Origin of the sequence: Cupriavidus sp. a3 (genome assembly GCF_051015765.1) — a bacterium.
GTDB lineage: Bacteria > Pseudomonadota > Gammaproteobacteria > Burkholderiales > Burkholderiaceae > Cupriavidus > Cupriavidus oxalaticus_A.
Genome location: NZ_CP170643.1, coordinates 4083090 through 4099034, shown reverse-complemented (window position 1 = coordinate 4099034; position 15945 = coordinate 4083090). Strand labels below are relative to the sequence as shown.

General features: G+C 67.3%; 15 protein-coding genes and 1 tRNA gene. 11 read left to right on the top strand and 5 right to left on the bottom strand.

The genetic code is table 11. The annotated features are described in order from the left end of the window. Nucleotides 1-31: 31 nt before the first annotated feature. Nucleotides 32-472 (bottom strand): universal stress protein, encoded by a 441-nt coding sequence (locus tag ACAD63_RS19530; protein WP_135704494.1) that lies wholly within the window; start codon nucleotides 470-472, stop codon nucleotides 32-34. Nucleotides 473-866: 394 nt separating this feature from the next. Between ACAD63_RS19530 and ACAD63_RS19525 the strand changes: the two genes are divergently transcribed. From ACAD63_RS19525 to ACAD63_RS19515, 3 genes are all read left to right on the top strand, one after another. Further along, complete coding sequence (locus tag ACAD63_RS19525) at nucleotides 867-1934, top strand: CaiB/BaiF CoA transferase family protein (protein WP_135704496.1); 1068 nt, start codon at nucleotides 867-869, stop codon at nucleotides 1932-1934. A gap of 51 nt (nucleotides 1935-1985) precedes the next feature. Continuing rightward, nucleotides 1986-2396 carry a carboxymuconolactone decarboxylase family protein gene (locus ACAD63_RS19520; RefSeq protein ID WP_434033182.1) on the top strand — a complete coding sequence of 137 codons (411 nt, stop codon included), beginning with the start codon at nucleotides 1986-1988 and terminating at the stop codon, nucleotides 2394-2396. 158 nt (nucleotides 2397-2554) lie between these two features. Next, nucleotides 2555-3181: a response regulator transcription factor gene (locus ACAD63_RS19515; protein ID WP_133093769.1), complete on the top strand. Its 627-nt coding sequence runs from the start codon at nucleotides 2555-2557 to the stop codon at nucleotides 3179-3181. 9 nt (nucleotides 3182-3190) lie between these two features. On the opposite strand, the gene ACAD63_RS19510 is transcribed toward ACAD63_RS19515, so the two are convergent. The 3 genes from ACAD63_RS19510 to ACAD63_RS19500 all read right to left on the bottom strand — a co-directional run bounded on the left by ACAD63_RS19510 (nucleotide 3191) and on the right by ACAD63_RS19500 (nucleotide 7329). Beyond that, nucleotides 3191-5638, bottom strand: coding sequence for a fimbria/pilus outer membrane usher protein (locus ACAD63_RS19510; RefSeq protein WP_434033181.1), 2448 nt, complete (start codon nucleotides 5636-5638; stop codon nucleotides 3191-3193). A 207-nt stretch (nucleotides 5639-5845) separates the two neighbouring features. Further along, the gene (locus tag ACAD63_RS19505) at nucleotides 5846-6568 is read right to left on the bottom strand and encodes a fimbria/pilus periplasmic chaperone (RefSeq protein ID WP_434033180.1); all 723 of its coding nucleotides are present in this window, start codon (nucleotides 6566-6568) and stop codon (nucleotides 5846-5848) included. A 218-nt stretch (nucleotides 6569-6786) separates the two neighbouring features. Next, nucleotides 6787-7329: a fimbrial protein gene (locus ACAD63_RS19500; RefSeq protein ID WP_434033179.1), complete on the bottom strand. Its 543-nt coding sequence runs from the start codon at nucleotides 7327-7329 to the stop codon at nucleotides 6787-6789. A gap of 441 nt (nucleotides 7330-7770) precedes the next feature. Between ACAD63_RS19500 and ACAD63_RS19495 the strand changes: the two genes are divergently transcribed. The 8 genes from ACAD63_RS19495 to ACAD63_RS19460 all read left to right on the top strand — a co-directional run bounded on the left by ACAD63_RS19495 (nucleotide 7771) and on the right by ACAD63_RS19460 (nucleotide 15733). Beyond that, nucleotides 7771-9408 (top strand): L,D-transpeptidase family protein, encoded by a 1638-nt coding sequence (locus tag ACAD63_RS19495; RefSeq protein WP_434033178.1) that lies wholly within the window; start codon nucleotides 7771-7773, stop codon nucleotides 9406-9408. A gap of 30 nt (nucleotides 9409-9438) precedes the next feature. Further along, nucleotides 9439-9999, top strand: coding sequence for a YcbK family protein (locus ACAD63_RS19490; protein ID WP_135704504.1), 561 nt, complete (start codon nucleotides 9439-9441; stop codon nucleotides 9997-9999). A gap of 286 nt (nucleotides 10000-10285) precedes the next feature. Continuing rightward, on the top strand, nucleotides 10286-10567 hold the full coding sequence (locus ACAD63_RS19485; protein WP_434033177.1) for a UxaA family hydrolase: 282 nt from the start codon (nucleotides 10286-10288) through the stop codon (nucleotides 10565-10567). 51 nt (nucleotides 10568-10618) lie between these two features. Next, a complete protein-coding gene (locus ACAD63_RS19480) occupies nucleotides 10619-11794 on the top strand; it encodes a UxaA family hydrolase (RefSeq protein WP_029048820.1) in 1176 nt (391 codons plus the stop codon). Beyond that, nucleotides 11794-12729, top strand: coding sequence for a hydroxyacid dehydrogenase (locus ACAD63_RS19475; RefSeq protein WP_135706210.1), 936 nt, complete (start codon nucleotides 11794-11796; stop codon nucleotides 12727-12729). Before ACAD63_RS19480 ends, ACAD63_RS19475 begins: the two co-directional genes overlap by 1 nt. Further along, nucleotides 12726-13760, top strand: coding sequence for an Ldh family oxidoreductase (locus ACAD63_RS19470; RefSeq protein ID WP_151071156.1), 1035 nt, complete (start codon nucleotides 12726-12728; stop codon nucleotides 13758-13760). Before ACAD63_RS19475 ends, ACAD63_RS19470 begins: the two co-directional genes overlap by 4 nt. 76 nt (nucleotides 13761-13836) lie before the next feature. Beyond that, a complete protein-coding gene (locus ACAD63_RS19465; protein ID WP_434033176.1) occupies nucleotides 13837-14868 on the top strand; it encodes a Bug family tripartite tricarboxylate transporter substrate binding protein in 1032 nt (343 codons plus the stop codon). A 124-nt stretch (nucleotides 14869-14992) separates the two neighbouring features. Then, complete coding sequence (locus ACAD63_RS19460; RefSeq protein WP_135704512.1) at nucleotides 14993-15733, top strand: GntR family transcriptional regulator; 741 nt, start codon at nucleotides 14993-14995, stop codon at nucleotides 15731-15733. A gap of 98 nt (nucleotides 15734-15831) precedes the next feature. On the opposite strand, the gene ACAD63_RS19455 is transcribed toward ACAD63_RS19460, so the two are convergent. Next, nucleotides 15832-15908 (bottom strand) — tRNA-Met (locus ACAD63_RS19455). Nucleotides 15909-15945 lie beyond the last annotated feature (37 nt).

Genomic DNA, 15945 nt, shown 5'->3' with positions numbered 1-15945 from the left:
CAAACGTTAGCCTGCCGGCTCTTTTGTTCAGTTACCCCTTCTTTTCCGGCGCCTTGACCAGCAGCACCGGGCAATCCGCCTGCGCCAGCACGCGTCCGGCCACCGAACCGATCACCGCATCGAAGAAGGAACCGCGGCCATGCGTGCCCATCACGATGGCTTCGGCATTCACCGAACGCGCATAGGCCACGATGCGTTCCGGCGCAAAACCGTGCAGCGCATGCTGCTCGAACGGCACGCCGGCCGTCTTGAGGATCTCGCTGACACCCGCCATCGCCTTGTCACTGGCCTCCTTGTGCCAGTCGTCGATGGTTTCCTTGCTGACAAAGGCGCGCACCTGGCCGCTCACTTCCGGGGCCACATGCACGACATGCACGGTAAAGCCGGTCTGCAGCAGCTTGCCTTCGGCAACAAAGCGCGCCGCGGCATCGCTGAAGGCCGAGCCATCGGTGGCGAGCACGATATTGGTCATGACGGGAATCTCCTGGATTGGGGGCTGTCGTTGGGGATTGTCGGGACGAGCCAGGTTGAAGAACACCTCCTGACGCTGCCGCCGCGGGGCGCCGGCGCCATCTGAAACCATCATCGCAGCAAGTTTCCCGCTGTGACCCGATTTAGATCAAGTTGGTTCGGAAAACTACGATGCCACCACGGCCTCGCGTGCGATAACCGGCCGCATGGCAAATCCGTCAACCCGGCTGGCTGTTTCGGCCATTGCCGCCCAGGCGCCGTGGCGCGTAGCATGGCTCGCGAGCGCCGTGACAGGCCGGCAGGAGGCCGTACTGACGCGGCGCACTACATATCCCACCCAGGCTGGCCCGGATCCCGACCTCGGACCCCGGCGCACGGCAACCGGAGACAAGCAAATGAGTGAGCATGGCAAGCTGCTGCCCCTGCGCGGCATCAAGGTGGTGGAATTTGAAGGCATCGGCCCCGGCCCGCTGTGCGGGGCCATGCTGGCGGGCCTCGGCGCCGAGGTAACGCTGGTGACCCGCCCGGTCGCCCCTGACGCGCGCCGCATCTTGCGCGGCCAGGCCGTGCCGCCGGAGATGGAGCTGGAGCACGGCAAGCAGGTGGTGCAGCTGAACCTGAAGGCGCCCGATGGCGTCGCCGCGGCGCTCGACCTCGTGGCAGGCGCCGATGCGCTGATCGAAGGGCTGCGCCCCGGCGCGATGGAGCGGCTCGGCCTGGGCCCCAAGGCCTGCCATGCCCGCAATCCGCGCCTGGTGTACGGCCGCATGACCGGCTGGGGGCAGAGCGGCCCGCTGGCGCAGAGCGCCGGTCATGACCTGAACTACATCGCGCTGACCGGCCTGCTGTCGATGGCCGCGCGCGACGATGCGCTGCCGATGGTGCCGCCGACCGTGATGGGCGACGCCACCGGCGCGCTCGGGCTGGCCTTCGGCCTGACCAGCGCCATCCTGAGCGCGCGTGCCAGCGGCCAGGGCTGCGTGGTCGATGCGGCGATCACCGACATCGTTGCCATGCTCGGCTCGCTGGTGCAGGTATCGCGGGCCGCCGGCACGCTCGGCGGACCCCAGCCCAGCCCGTTCCACGACTCGCCGTTCTATGACGTCTACCGCTGCGCCGACGGCCGCGCCATCACGCTGGGCGCACTCGAGCCGCAGTTCTACCGCGAACTGCTCGAACGGCTGGAACTGACCGACGTCGATCCCGCCACGCAATACGACCGCGCCCAGTGGCCCGCCCTGAAGGCGCGCATCGCCGCGTGCATCGCCGCCCAGCCGAGCAAGCACTGGGAGGCATTGCTGGGCGGCACCGATGTCTGCTTCGCGCGCGTGCTGACTCTGGAAGAGGCCGCCTGCCATCCGCACAACCAGGCGCGCGGCACCTACCGGATGTTCCGGCAGGGCGAGCGCGAGGTGCCACGCTCGGCGCCGGCGCCGCGCTTCCTGCCCGCCGGCACGGAGTGAGCGGCCGGTTCGGCTAAGATCTGTCACCACCTGATACCGGAGACAGATGCCATGGCCGAACCCAGCCAGAATGCCGACTACACGCCCACCCCCGCGTTCGCCACCGGCCTCGAAGTCCGCACCGAGGTCCTTGGCCCGACGCACGTGCAGCGCGCGCTCGATGCCGCCGCACAGCAGGGCGACACCAGCCTGCAGCAGCTGGTCACCGAGTTTGCATGGGGCACGGTGTGGACCCGCGAAGGGCTGGATCGCAAGCAGCGCAGCCAGGCCACGGTATCGATGCTGATCGCGCTGAACCGGCCGCAGGAACTGGCCGGCCACCTGCGCGGCGCGCTGGCCAACGGCGTCACGCCCGAGGAACTGCGCGAACTGATGGTGCACAGCGCCGTCTACTGCGGTTTCCCAGCGGCGCTGGACGCCAGCCGCAAACTGACTGAAGTGCTGGACGCCGCCAGGTCCTGACGCGCAGGCCGGCCCGGCTACGCCTGGCTGTGCACCCCTGCGGAATTGCCCGGCCGCCGCGCAGATTCTGCTGCTCCCGCGCAGCGAGTATTCCGCGCTTCAGCACGCAGCATGGCCCTTAATCTTGGCAGTTCCCCCAAGCTGTCAAGGAGTTCCAATTGCAACACGCGTTGATCGTCGACGAGCCTTCCCGGTTCCGCACTACGCTGTCCGGTCAACTGGCGGCGGCCTTGGAGGCCGCCGAAGTGCTGGAAGCCGACGGCGTGCGCGATGCGTTCCGGCTGGTGCGCGATCACCGCCCCGGGCTGGTGCTGGTCGATGTCGAGTATTTCGGCAATCCCGGCGTCGATTTCGTCCGGCGCGTGTCGGCAACCTTTCCCACGGTACATGTGCTGGTGCTGTCCTGCACCGACGCCACCGCCGCCCCGGTGCGGGCGCTGCGCGCCGGCGCGCACGGCTTCGTGGTCAAGCATCGCGGCGTGCCCGAGGTGCTGCAGGCCGCGCGCGGCGTGCTGAGCGGCTACCTGGTGTTCCCCATGTACACGCTGGAAGCCGCGCGCCAGCTCGGCGAAGCGCTCGACTCCGGCATCCCGCGGCTCAGCAATCGCGAAATCACCATCCTGCAATACCTGGCGCGCGGTCATTCCAACAAGGCGATCGCCGCGGAGCTGCTGATCAGCAGCAAGACGGTCAGCACGCACAAGGCCAACATCATGGCCAAGCTCAATGTCGGCTCGCTGGTGGAGATGGTCGACTATGCGCGTCGCCACCAGCTGGTGTGGTGAACGGCTGCATCAGCGCGTGCACGGTGCATCGCTGGCCACCATTGCCGCCGCCTGGTTGCCAGGCTTGCCGAGGTCATAGTGCAGCGTGCAGGCATCGCCACTGGCCTGGCTCCACCGTGCCGTCAGCGTGCCGGCGTCCGTTGCCAGCCCGCGTACTAGCACGCGGCCTGCCTGCGCCACGGTCCCGACCGGCTTGCCGTCTGCACTGAACACTTCGGCGCCGAACGGCACTGGCGCGCCATCCGGCAGGCGCGTGCGCAGGATTGCCGCGCGGCCGGGATTCTCGGTTTCGAAGCGCACCCGCACCACCGCGCCCGCGGTGGGCGCGATCCGCTGCTGCGTCGACTTGAGAGTGACTTCCAGCGGCAGGCCCTGCGGATCGAGCTCGATTTCGTTCCGCGCGAACGGCACCAGGTTCGAGACCACGGCATGGCCCCACGGGTCGACACGCAGCCCGGCGCCGTTGGCCAGGCGCGCGCCTGCGGCGTCTTTGGCCTCGACCACAGCGACGGTATCGCCAAGGGACGGCGAGAACGCCACGCCATCCGCGTAGGCCACGATGCCGCCGGAAATGCCCGCGCCGGCCTGCGTATATGCGGTACTCCTGGACGCGTTGGCGGTCATCGTCGCAAACGGCGAGATATAGGAGACGCTGCCACCGATACTGTTGGCGCTGCCGGACCCGCCGCCGGTATGTCCAGCATTGAGGGCATAGCTGAAGGCATTGTCGCTGCCGAGCGTGCCGGTCACGGTCTCCTGTGCCGTGAAGGAACCGTCGGAGCCGCGCTGGACGCTGGTCAGCGAGTAGGGTGCCCGTGGCGACTTGCCCAGCGGCAGGCCGACGGTCAGCATCACGCGCGTGTCCCACTTGCTCGTGGCGACATTCAGTTGCCGCGACGCCGACACCCCATAGGCGATGGCGCGGTAAGTATTGTTGTAGCCGGCCTGGAACTGGCTGACGGTGCTGCCGCCCTGCCAGTACCTCTGCACCGAGCCGGTCAGGTAGAAGTTGCCATAGCCGGCCGGCAGGGCCTGGTTGATGCTCAGCTGCAGCTTGCCGCGCGCGGTGGGCAGGCTTGGCAGCCGTCCCGCCTGGTCCAGCGCGAGCCAGGACATGGCATCGGCGAGGCCGAGGTAGCCCCGGCTGGAGTAGCGGTATGCCGCAACCGAGAAATTGGTATTGGTTGGTGCAACCAGCTTGCTGTAGCTCAGCCGCACGCTCTGGCCGCTGCGGTCCGGTTGACCCTGCAGCCGCGTGCTGGCATGCGTGATGTCGGCGCCAAAGGCACCCAGGTCGGTATTCAGCGCGGCACCAGCGGCGATTGCCCCATAGCCTTGCGCGGCCACAAAGCCGCCGTAGCCGGTGACGGTGTTGCTGAAACCGTGCAGGTAAGTGCCCTGCAGCAGCAGCGTCGAGCCTTGCAGTACCGTGTTGCGGTACTGGCCCGCGGTGACGCTGTAGCGGCTCTGACCGGCGCGCAAGGCGTTCACCGCGGCGGCGTAGGGCATCGTCGATACGTGCACGCTGCCATCCGCCTCGGTAACCACGACTTCGATGTCGCCGCCGTAGCCGGTGGGGTACAGGTCATCGATCTCGAACGGCCCGGGTGCCACCGTGGTTTCGTAGAGGATGTTGCCTTGCTGGCGGACTTGCACGCGGGCATTGCTGCGCGCGATACCGCGCACGATCGGGGCATAGCCGCGCAGCGATTCGGGATACATCCGCTCGTCGCTGGCCAGGCGCACGCCACGAAAGCCGATGCTGTCGAACAGCGTGCCGTCGGTAAACGCATCGCCGATTACCAACTGGCTTTTCCAGGGCGCAATGGCGCGCTGCAGGTTGGTGAGTACGCTCTGGTAGCGCGTGCCCTGCCGTTCATCGTGGTTCAGGCTGCCCTGGTGGCTGAAGCGCCATGGTCCCAGGTTGAGGCCGGCGTTCAAGCCCACATAGGCCTGCGTGGTCGACAGGCTGGATGCGTCGGAGTGATAGACGTTGGCGTTGTACTGCAAGCGCGCCGCCGGAACACCGTTGTCCCAGTTCTCGGGGCTGACGTAACCACGTGCGCGGCGCACCATCGCGGCCTGCGGCACGCTGATGTCGAGCCGCTGCTCGCCGTTGTCGAAGCTCGCGGTGGCATCGGCGATCAGCGCTGGCAGCGGCTGGCAGCCGTCGCCGTCCAGCGATGCGGCGGCCGTCAGCCTGGCCAGGTCGACGCCGATGCGCTCCAGCAGGCTGCGATCGAAGCACGGCACCGCCGGGGCGGCGGGGTCGCCGGACTGGCGCAGCTCCACGCCGGCGCGACCCAGCCAGATTTCGTTGACATACAACTCGGCACGGTAGTGGCCGGGCAGCGCCGGATTGCCCTTGCTGAAGCGGCTCAGGTCCGCAACGCCGCCCGCCGTACCCTGCAGGAAGATATCGCTGAACTCCACGTCCTGCGCGGAGCGGACAGGCATCGGGCCGACGTCGGGTTGCCCGGCTGCGCCTGCGTTGCTGGCGAACAAGGTCAGCAACACGGCATAAAGCGGGCGCAGGCGAAACGGGACGTGACGGGGAGAGAGTGTCAGCATGGGACCGGCGTGTCGACGATGGCCGCACGCAGGCATCGGCAGCCGGCGGCTGCCGAAGGGCGTAACGGACCGTGGGTTGAAGAGTGAAGAGGGCTAGCGAGAGCCGGAGGCGTTCAGCGGCGCGCCGAATTTGTCTCTGCCGCCGAAGTCGTTGATGCAGTGCACACGCACCGTGGCGCCGGCAGGGTTGCGGACTTCGCTGTCCAGGTGGAAGGTTGCAGTGGCGCCAGGCGCAATCATGTCCGGGTCTGTCGCCTTGGCGAGGTGCTCGCCGGCAATGACCTCGACGCTGACCGGCGACACATGGTATGGCGTTGGGTTATGCGCCAGCAGCACGGGTTTGCCGTCGCGGCTGCCAAGTTCCCAGCGCAACGCAGCCGGCGCCTCCGTGGCGCTGCCCGGCAGGCCGGCGGGGCGGAAGAACAGCTTGAAGCGCGAACGGAATGCCATTTGCAGCGAGTTGACGCCAGCTTCATCGGCGGACGGCTTCGGCGGGATTTCAAGCACGTTGAGCCAGAACAGCGACTCCTTGTCTTGCGGCAGCGGCTCGCCGGTATAGAGAATGCGTAGCGTCTGGCCCTTGCCCGGGTCGATGCGCGCGATCGGCGGGGTGATCGTGAAGGGCACTTCGATCGAGGTCGGCGTCGGGGTCGCCGTCCCGGCATCGACCCACGCCTGGGTGAGCGCGGGCGATTGCCCTTCGTTGGTCAGTTTTAGCGTGACTTCCTTGTCCGCGGCGCGGTAGACCACGCGCGTGCCGCCGACGATGACGGAGGCGTTGGCGGGCAATACGCAAGACAGTGCCAGCGCGGCCATGGGGGCAGCCAGCAAGTTTCGCAGGGATGTGGACAGCATGTTGAGGCCGTAAAACAGGGCTTGAAGAACCAGTCGGCAGGACCGGCAAGCACAGCAGGGGGAAACGAGGCGGCACGCGCCGCCAACATGGCGCGTGCCGACGCACCGGACTGCGCCACGTGAGCGCCAGGTCCGGAATCGGATTTGCCCTTCAGGGAAATCTCAGGAACGCGCTGGCGTCACGGATACGCGATGGTGTACATCACGCTGGAATTGGCCACGCCCGAGGTGGCCTGGCCGGTGGCGACGTATTCGGCAAAGTAGGACAGGGTGGCCGTGCCGCCGGTCAGCTGCATGGGCAGCGAGTTCTGGGCGCTGTCCGCAAAGCCGGCCTTGATCTGGGAGAAGTCGGCATTGAGCAGCCCGATCTGCACATTGCTTGCCGTGCCGGTGCCGCTGTTGATCACCAGGTTGCCGGTGCTGGCGTCGGTGGTCGGTCCCGGTTCGAAGTAGGTATGGACCGCGCCGGTATCCGCATCGCAGCTCAGTGCAATGGTGAACGGGGTGCGGCCGGCGCGCGCACCAGCGGTGTTCAGCGTCTTTGCCGACACGGTCGGCAGCGTGACGGTGAACGACTTCGAGCCGGTGCCGTTGCCATTGATCTCGCACGAGGTGGGGGAGATGTTGCCGTTGAACGTAATGGTGCCGTCGGCGGCATGCGCGGATTGCGACGCGAAGACGATGCCGGCGGCAATTACCACCGGTGCAAATGCGAATTTCATGTTGGGTCTCTTGGTTGTGGAAGACGTGCCCGCACGATTGCCGTGGCACGCAAGTGTTCCAAGGCAGCGGCTGCATCCGGACATCGGAATTGCCTTGTGAACGGGGCCCAGTGTAGGAATATGGCGATACGCCCACCGTGTGAAACTTCCGAGCAAGCTGCGTGAATCGGCCGAATTTGCCTGGTGACCTTGCCGGACCCGTGACTTGCGTTGTTCGATGTGGTCTGGCGGTCGCGAAGCGGCCCGCTGTGCGGTCCTGACGCCGCTTCCCCAACACGGGTAGACTGTGGGCGTGTGCCACGAAACGAGCCCATCCCCACGATGCCTTCGTTCCCGACAGCCGCCATGCGCCTGACCGGCGCCAGTCTTGCCGCAGGCAAGGCTGCTCTCCTTGCGCTTTGCCTGGCCGCGCGTCACGTCAGCGGCCACCGTCCCGGCAAAATGAAGCTAGCGCTCGCCGCACTGTTGCTGGCGGGCGCCGCCGGAGCCCCGGTCCTGGCCCAGGCGCCTCAGACGACCCAGACTCCACCAGCGCCACCAGCGCCACAAGCGTCGGCGCCACAAGCCGCTCCGGCACCTCAGGGACCACTATGGTTCGCCCAGGGCAGGCCCGTACCGGAAGCCAGGCAGGCGGTCGACGCGCTGTCCAACGCGGCTGCGGATGGACTCGATCCGGGCGACTACGATGCCGAGGCGCTGCGTCAGGCAGTGCACCAGGCGGCCACCGGGCCGGTGCTCGCAACGGATGCCGCCGCCCGTCTTGACGCCGCGCTGACCGCCGCGATGGAGCGCATGCTGGCCGACCTGCACGGCGGCCGTATCAATCCCCGTGCGGTCCGCGCCGATTTCGCGCCACAGGAAGAACGCCCGTATGACGCCGCCACGGTGCTGCGCGAGGCGGTCGCGCAACACCGCCTGCCGGACGCGGTGCGCCAGGCCGCGCCCACTTTCCCCCTGTATGGCACGCTGCGCGAGGCATTGGCCCGCTACCGCGAGATCGCCGCGCTGCCGGTCTGGGTGCAGCCGCTGCCGGCGCTGCCCGCGGGCAAGCTGACGCCGGGGCAGCCGTGGGCGGGCACTGCGGCGCTGACGGCGCGCCTGGTGGCACTGGGCGACCTGCCGGCAGGCACGAAGCCGCCGGCGCGCTATGAAGGCGCACTCGTCAATGGCGTCAAGGCGTTCCAGTCGCGGCACGGGCTCCAGGCCGACGGCGTGATCGGCACCGGGACGCTGGCGCAACTTAATCTGCCCATGGCCAGCCGGGTGCGGCAGATCGAACTGACCATGGAGCGGATGCGCTGGACCCCGCTCGATGGCCCGCGCATGATCGTGGTCAACGTGCCGGAGTTCATGCTGCGCGCCTACGAGATCCGCGACGGCAAGCTCGACATCAAGCTGGAGATGAAGGTGATCGTCGGCAAGGCGCTGGATACGCGCACGCCGTTGTTCGAGGAAGATATGCGCTACATCGAGTTCAGTCCGTACTGGAACGTGCCGCCGTCGATCGCCAAGCGCGAGACGGTGCCCCGGCTGCGACGCGATCCGGCGTATTTCAACCAGCAGGGCTTCGAGTTCGTGACCGGCGACGGCAAGGCCGTGACCACGCTGTCCGAGGACAACCTGGAAGCCGTGCTCAATGGCCGCATGCGCATCCGGCAGCGCCCCGGCCCCATGAACGCGCTGGGCGACATCAAGTTCATGTTCCCCAACAACGAAAACATCTACCTGCACCACACCCCGACGCCGCAGCTGTTCAAGCGCGACCGGCGCGACTTCAGCCACGGCTGCATCCGCGTGGAATCCCCAGTGGCACTGGCTCAGTTCGTGCTGCAGGATATGCCAGACTGGAACGAGGCGCGTATCCGCGAGGCGATGGCGCGCGGGAAGTCGAACACGGTGCGGCTGCAGCAACCGCTGCCGGTGGTGCTGGCCTATGGCACGGTCATCGCCCGGGCCGATGGTCGTGTATCCTTCCTGCCTGACATCTACGGTCACGACAAACTGCTGGACAAGGCGCTGCGGCAACGCACCGGGCGCCCCTCGCCGCCAGCCATCGCGCGCGCTGCTGCCAGGCAGTGAGGCGCGCCCAGCACAAGCAGAGGAAGTACCATGAATGATGCGACGCGCAAGGCACGCCGCCGCTTTCTACATACCACCGGAGGCCTGGCGCTGGCTGCCGGACTGATGCCCCTGGCGCCGCGCCAGGCGCTTGCCAGCCTGCCCGATGCGCGCACACTGGCCTTTGACCACACTCATACGGGTGAGCGCATCAAGCTCGTCTATGCCGTGGGCGACAGTTTTGTGCCCGAGGCACTTACTTCGCTCAATGGTTTCCTGCGCGACCATTATTCGGGCCAGGTTGGAGTGATCGATCCGCAGCTGTTCGACCTGCTGTACCAGCTGCGCCGAGAACTCGGTACCAACGAACCGTTCCAGGTCATCTCGGGCTATCGCAGTCCGGCCACAAATTCGCGCCTGCGAACCTCGCGTGGCGGCGGGGTCGCCAGGCACAGCCTCCACATGGACGGCAAGGCCATCGACATCCGCGTCGCCGGCGTGCCGCTCGGTGACCTGCGCGATGCCGCGAAGACGTTGAAGGGCGGGGGTGTCGGTTTTTACCAGGGCGAGCAATTCGTACACCTGGATACGGGCCGGGTACGCTACTGGTAACCCCCCGGCAGGTCGTCACCGCCGGCGACTGATTAGTTGACCGGGCACGTCGATGCCCCTGGCGGCGGCCTTGAACAGGCCGTCGCAGCGCCAGCAACTCCTCCCCCTTAGCACTGCCGCAAGACGAGCCGCAGGTCGCCAATGATCTGCTGCGGTCCCCAGCGTCCCTCATGCGCCGATTCACATTCAACTAAGTGATATATATGAGTTAGTTGACATGGATCTTTAGCTTGCCTAAGATGGTTTCACCGACAACCCGCACAACCGACCCACAGAGGAGACAACGATGATTCACGTAGTGCTGCACGACGCCAAGGACACCGTGGCGGTGGCCGTGGTGGAAGGGATCCAGGCTGGCACCAGGCTGAACGCCTGGATCATGGATGAGGACAAGATCGTGACCGTGACCGCGCAGCAGCCGATCCCCATCGGCCACAAGGTAGCGCTGTGCGACATGGATCCCGATGACACCGTCTACAAGTACGGCATCGACATCGGCAAGGTGGTGGCGCCGATCAAGGCAGGCGAACACGCCCACGTTCACAACATCAAGACCAAGCGCTGGTAAGCCACGCCCCGTCCGCCACTCATCTCCCCACTCATACCCGAGACCCAAGCCATGTCCGTGATCGATCAAAACACCACCTTCTGGGGCTACCGCCGCGACAACGGCCGCGTCGGCGTGCGCAACCACGTCATCATCCTGCCGCTGGACGACCTGTCCAACGCCGCCGCCGAGGCGGTTGCCGTCGCCATCAAGGGCACCATGGCGATTCCCCACCCGTATGGCCGCCTGCAGTTCGGGCCGGACCTGGACCTGCACTTCCGCACGCTGATCGGCGCGGGCAGCAACCCCAATGTCGCCGCCGTGGTGGTGATCGGCATCGAGGACGGCTGGACCAAGAAGGTGGTCGACGGCATCGCCAAGACCGGCAAGCCGGTGGTCGGCTTCGGCATCGAGGGCCATGGCGACCACGACACCATCATGCGGGCGTCGAAGGCGGCTAAGGAGTACGTGCAGTACGCCACCGCGCTGCACCGGGTGGAATGCCCGATCAGCGAGCTGTGGGTGTCGACCAAGTGCGGCGAGTCGGATACCACGTCCGGCTGCGGCGCCAACCCGACCGTCGGCAATGCCTTCGACAAGCTGCACCCGCTCGGCACCACGCTGGTTTTCGGCGAGACCTCCGAGCTGACCGGCGGCGAACATATCGTGGCGGCGCGCTGCGCCAACGACGAAGTACGCCACCAGTTCATGGCCATGTTCGAGCGCTACCAGGGCATGATCGACCGCTGGAAGACCTCGGACCTGTCGGAGTCGCAGCCGACCAAGGGCAATATCGCCGGCGGCCTCACCACGATCGAGGAGAAGGCGCTGGGCAATATCCAGAAGATCGGCAAGAAGTGCACGGTCGACGGCGTGCTCGACAAGGCCGAGGAGCCGACTCACCCGGGCCTGTGGTTCATGGATTCGTCGTCGGCCGCGGCGGAGATGGTCACGCTGTGCGCCGCCGCCGGCTATGTGGTGCATTTCTTCCCGACCGGGCAGGGCAACGTGATCGGCAACCCCATCGTGCCGGTGATCAAGCTGTGTGCCAACCCGCGCACGGTGCGGCTGATGAGCGAGCATATGGATGTCGATTGCTCGGGCCTGCTGCAGCGCGAGCTGACGCTGGACCAGACCGGCGACAAGCTGCTCGAGTGCATGCTGGCCACGGTCAACGGGCGCTGGACCGCGGCTGAGGCGCTCGGCCACCGCGAATTCGTGCTGACCCGCATCCACGAGTCGGCATGATGAAGCGCATCTGCATCAGCGAGTTCATGGACGATGCCGCGGTGCAGGCGCTGCGCGCGGGCTTCGACCTGCGCTACGAGCCGGGCTGGGTCGACCGCCGCGCCGAACTGCTCGATGCGCTGCCCGGCGCGCAGGCGTTGATCGTGCGCAACCGCACGCAGGTCGACGCGGCGCTGCTGGCCGGTGCGCCGTCGCTGCGCGTGGTCGGGCGGCTCGGGGTCGGCCTCGACAATATCGATGTTGAGGCCTGCCGCGAGCGCGGCATCCGCGTGATCCCCGCGGCCGGGGCCAATGCGCGCTCGGTGGCCGAGTATGTGGTCACCACCGCGGCGCTGCTGCTGCGCGGCGCCTATGGCAGCAGCGCGCAAGTGGCCGCGGGGCAGTGGCCGCGCGCACGCCTGTCGGAGGGCAGGGAAGCTCTGGGCAAGACGCTGGGGCTGGTGGGCTTCGGCGACATTGGCAGGCAGGCCGCCGCGCTGGCGCAGGCGTTCGGCATGCAGGTGGCGGCATTCGACCCGATGCTGGCCGCGGACGACCCGGTCTGGGCCCGGACCGGCGTGCGCAGCGTCGCGCTCGACACGCTGCTGGCGCAGTCCGATGCGGTCAGCCTGCATGTGCCGCTGGTCGCCGCCACGCGGCACCTGCTCGACGCGCAGCGGATCGCCGGCATGAAGCGTGGCGCGGTGCTGATCAACACTGCCCGCGGCGGCGTGGTCGACGAGGCCGCGCTGGCGCAGGCGCTGCGCGACGGACATCTCGGTGGCGCCGCGCTTGACGTCTTCGAGCACGAGCCCTTGCCCGCAGGCAGCGTGCTCGCCGACGTGCCCAACCTGATCCTGACGCCGCATATCGGCGGCGTGACGCAGGAGGCCAATGCACGGGTATCGATGATGATCGCGCAACAAGTGCGGCAGACGCTGGAGGACATGACATGACCCGGGTGCCGATGACGCAAGTGGAGCGGATCGCCAACGCCGCGCTTCGGCGTGCGGGCGCGAGCCAGCTGCAGGCCGACGCAACGGCCGCGGCGCTGGTGCGTGCCGATGCGGCGGGGCTGGCGTCGCACGGTGTATCGCGGGTACCCATGTATGTGGCGCACCTGCGCGCGGATCGTGTCGACGGCCGCGCGACGCCCACGGTGCGGCGCGCACGCGCCAGCGCGGCGCTGGTCGATGCGGGGTGCGGCTTCGCCTTCCCGGCATGCGACCTGGCGATTGCCGAGGCAATGGGCCGGGCCTATGAGACCGGTGTCGGTGTCGCGGCAGTCACCAATAGCTACCACTTCGGCGCGGCCGCGCTGCCGCTCGATCCGGTGGCGCGCGCGGGCATGGTGGGCATCGCCATGGGCAACTCGCCCGCAGCAATGCCTGCCTGGGGAGGACGGCGCCCGCTGTTCGGCACCAATCCCATTGCCGCGGTGTTTCCGCGCCGGGGCCACGCGCCGATCGTGATCGACCTGTCGTTGTCCGAAGTCGCACGCGGCAAGATCATGGTGGCGGCGAAGCAGGGCAAGCCGATTCCCCTGGGTTGGGCTTTGGACGAAGCCGGCCAGCCGACGACCGATGCGCAGGCCGCGTTGCGCGGCTCGATGCTGCCCGCCGGCGGCGTCAAGGGCGCGATGCTGGCGTTGATGGTCGAGCTGCTGGTGACCTCGCTGGCAGGTGCCAGCTTCGGCGCCGAAGCGGATTCCTTTTTCACGGACGCCGGCAACCGGCCGCGCATCGGCCAGCTCTTCATGGCGCTGGACCCGGGCGCGTTCGCGGGCTCCGACGCCTATGACGGACGTGTCGAAGCCCTGTTGCAGGCAATGCTGGATGACGAGGGCACGCGCCTGCCAGGCGCGCGGCGCGATGCCGCGCAGGCCGACGCGCAGGCCCATGGCATAGACATCCCCGAGGCCCTGCTAAGTGAGCTGCGCGAACTGGCGGGCGAACTGGCGGAAGAGGTGCAGGAGGGCAAGGCCTAGCGTTTTCGATTCGATTCCCACCACGAAACCGGACCCGGCAAAGAACGGGCCAGCGACCACAAAACGGAGACACACCATGTATCGAGGTTTGATTCGCACCGCGCTCAGGTATGGGGCCGGCGCGCTTGTCGCGTTGTCCGCAGTAGCCACGCTCACCGGCCTGGCTTCGGCGCCGGCCGCCGCACAGGGCACGGCGCAGGCGTCGGTGCCCGCCCATGACTATCCCGGCAAGCCGATCCGCTACGTGGTGCCGTTCGCGGCCGGTGGCCTGACGGACATCATGGCGCGGCTGGTCGGGCACCAGCTCGCGGAAGAGTGGAAGCGGCCCGTGGTGGTCGACAACAAGCCCGGCGGCAACGCGAACATCGGCGCCGACCAGGTCGCGAAGGCACCCGCCGACGGCTATACCTGGCTCGCGGTCACGCTGACGCATGCCTCCAATGTGACGCTGTTCCCCAAGCTGCCGTTCAGCATGCAGAAAGACCTGGTGCCGGTAGCGCGCATCGCCTCGTCGCCGATGCTGGTGGTGGTGCCGGCCAGTTCTCCGGTCAAGTCGCTGAAGGACCTGGCCGCCGCGGCGCAGAAGGGCAAGCTCAATGCCGGCTCCAGCGGCAACGGTACGCCGCCGCACCTGACGCTGGCGCTGTTCGAAAGCCTGACCGGCGCCAACCTGACCCATGTGCCGTACAAGGGCGGGGCGCCTTCGATGACCGACCTGATCGGCGGCCAGATCGATGTGGTGTTCTCCAATTTTCCGGAGTCGCTGGCCTATGTGAAGGGCGGCAAGCTGCGCGCGCTGGCGGTGACCACGCGTGAACGGCATCCGCTGCTGCCCGACGTGCCGACCGTGGCCGAGGCGGGCTATCCCGACCTGATCGTCGAGAACTGGACCGGCCTGATGATGCCGGCGGGGACGCCCAGGCCGATCGTCGACAAGGTTGCCGCGTCGGTGGCGCGCATGCTGCAGTCCGACGCGATGCGCGAGCGCATTGTGGCGGCCGGCTTCAGCCCGGCGCCGCAGACCAGCGGCCCCTTCGCCGAATACTTCAACGGCGAGGTGACGCGATGGGCAAGGCTGATCGAAGAGAAACACATCCGCGCCGAATAGCACCGGCTGGCCGCGACAGCGCCGATAGGCACAAGATGGCCTCCGGTATGATCTGGCTTATCTAGATGAATCGGCCTGTGCACAGCCGTCAAGGCGGCGCGGGCCAGCGAACAGGGATTTCAACGTGGGTGCCAGATTTGATGCCGCCAGTGCGATCGGCGGCGTCCTGTACAAGGACGTCAAGCAGGCCATTCTCTCCGCGCTGGCGGAGGGCGAGTGGAAGCCGGGAGAAGCCATTCCGTCCGAGCGCAAGCTGATCGAGCGCTTTGGCGTGTCGATCGGCACGTTGCGCAAGGCGATCGACGAACTGGTGGCCGAAGGCATCATGATCCGGCACCAGGGACGCGGCACCTTCGTCGCCACGCACCGGCAGGAGGATCACTTCTTCCGCTTCTTCCGTATCGTGCGCCAGGATGGCCATCGCGAATATCCGACCGTACGCCTGGCCAGGTTCCGGCGCGCGAAGGCCGACAAGGACGAGGCGGCCGCCCTGGGGCTGGCCGTCGGTGAACCCGTGTTCCGCTTCGCCAACGTCCTGTCGCTGGAAGGCACGCCGATGATGATCGATGCCATCACCGTGCCGGAAGAGCGCTTCAAGGGCCTGACGGAGAAGCAATTGCGCGAGCGGCCCAATACGCTCTACAACTTCTACCAGGATAGCTTCGGCATCAACATCATCCGCACCGAAGAGCGGCTGCGCTCCGCGCTGGCGGACGAAGATGACCACCAGCTGCTGGGCGTTGCCGTGGGCAGTCCGTTGCTGAAGATCCTGCGCGTGGCCTCGTCCTACCACGACGAGCGGATCGAGTACCGCGTGTCGCGGCTCGATACCAGCCGGCATGAGTTCCTGTTGACGCAGCCGTAGGGCGTGACGCTTCCGGCATCGAGAGGTGCCGGCAGCGCGCCTGGCAATCCAAAGCAAAAAGCCGCGTTCTCTTGCGAGAACGCGGCTTTTCAAATAGATGGTGGCGAATCAGGGACTCGAACCCCGGACCTGCGGATTATGATTCCGTCGCTCTAACCGACTGAGCTAATTCGCCAACGAAGACTGAGATTATACAGGGGCTTTCGGCACTG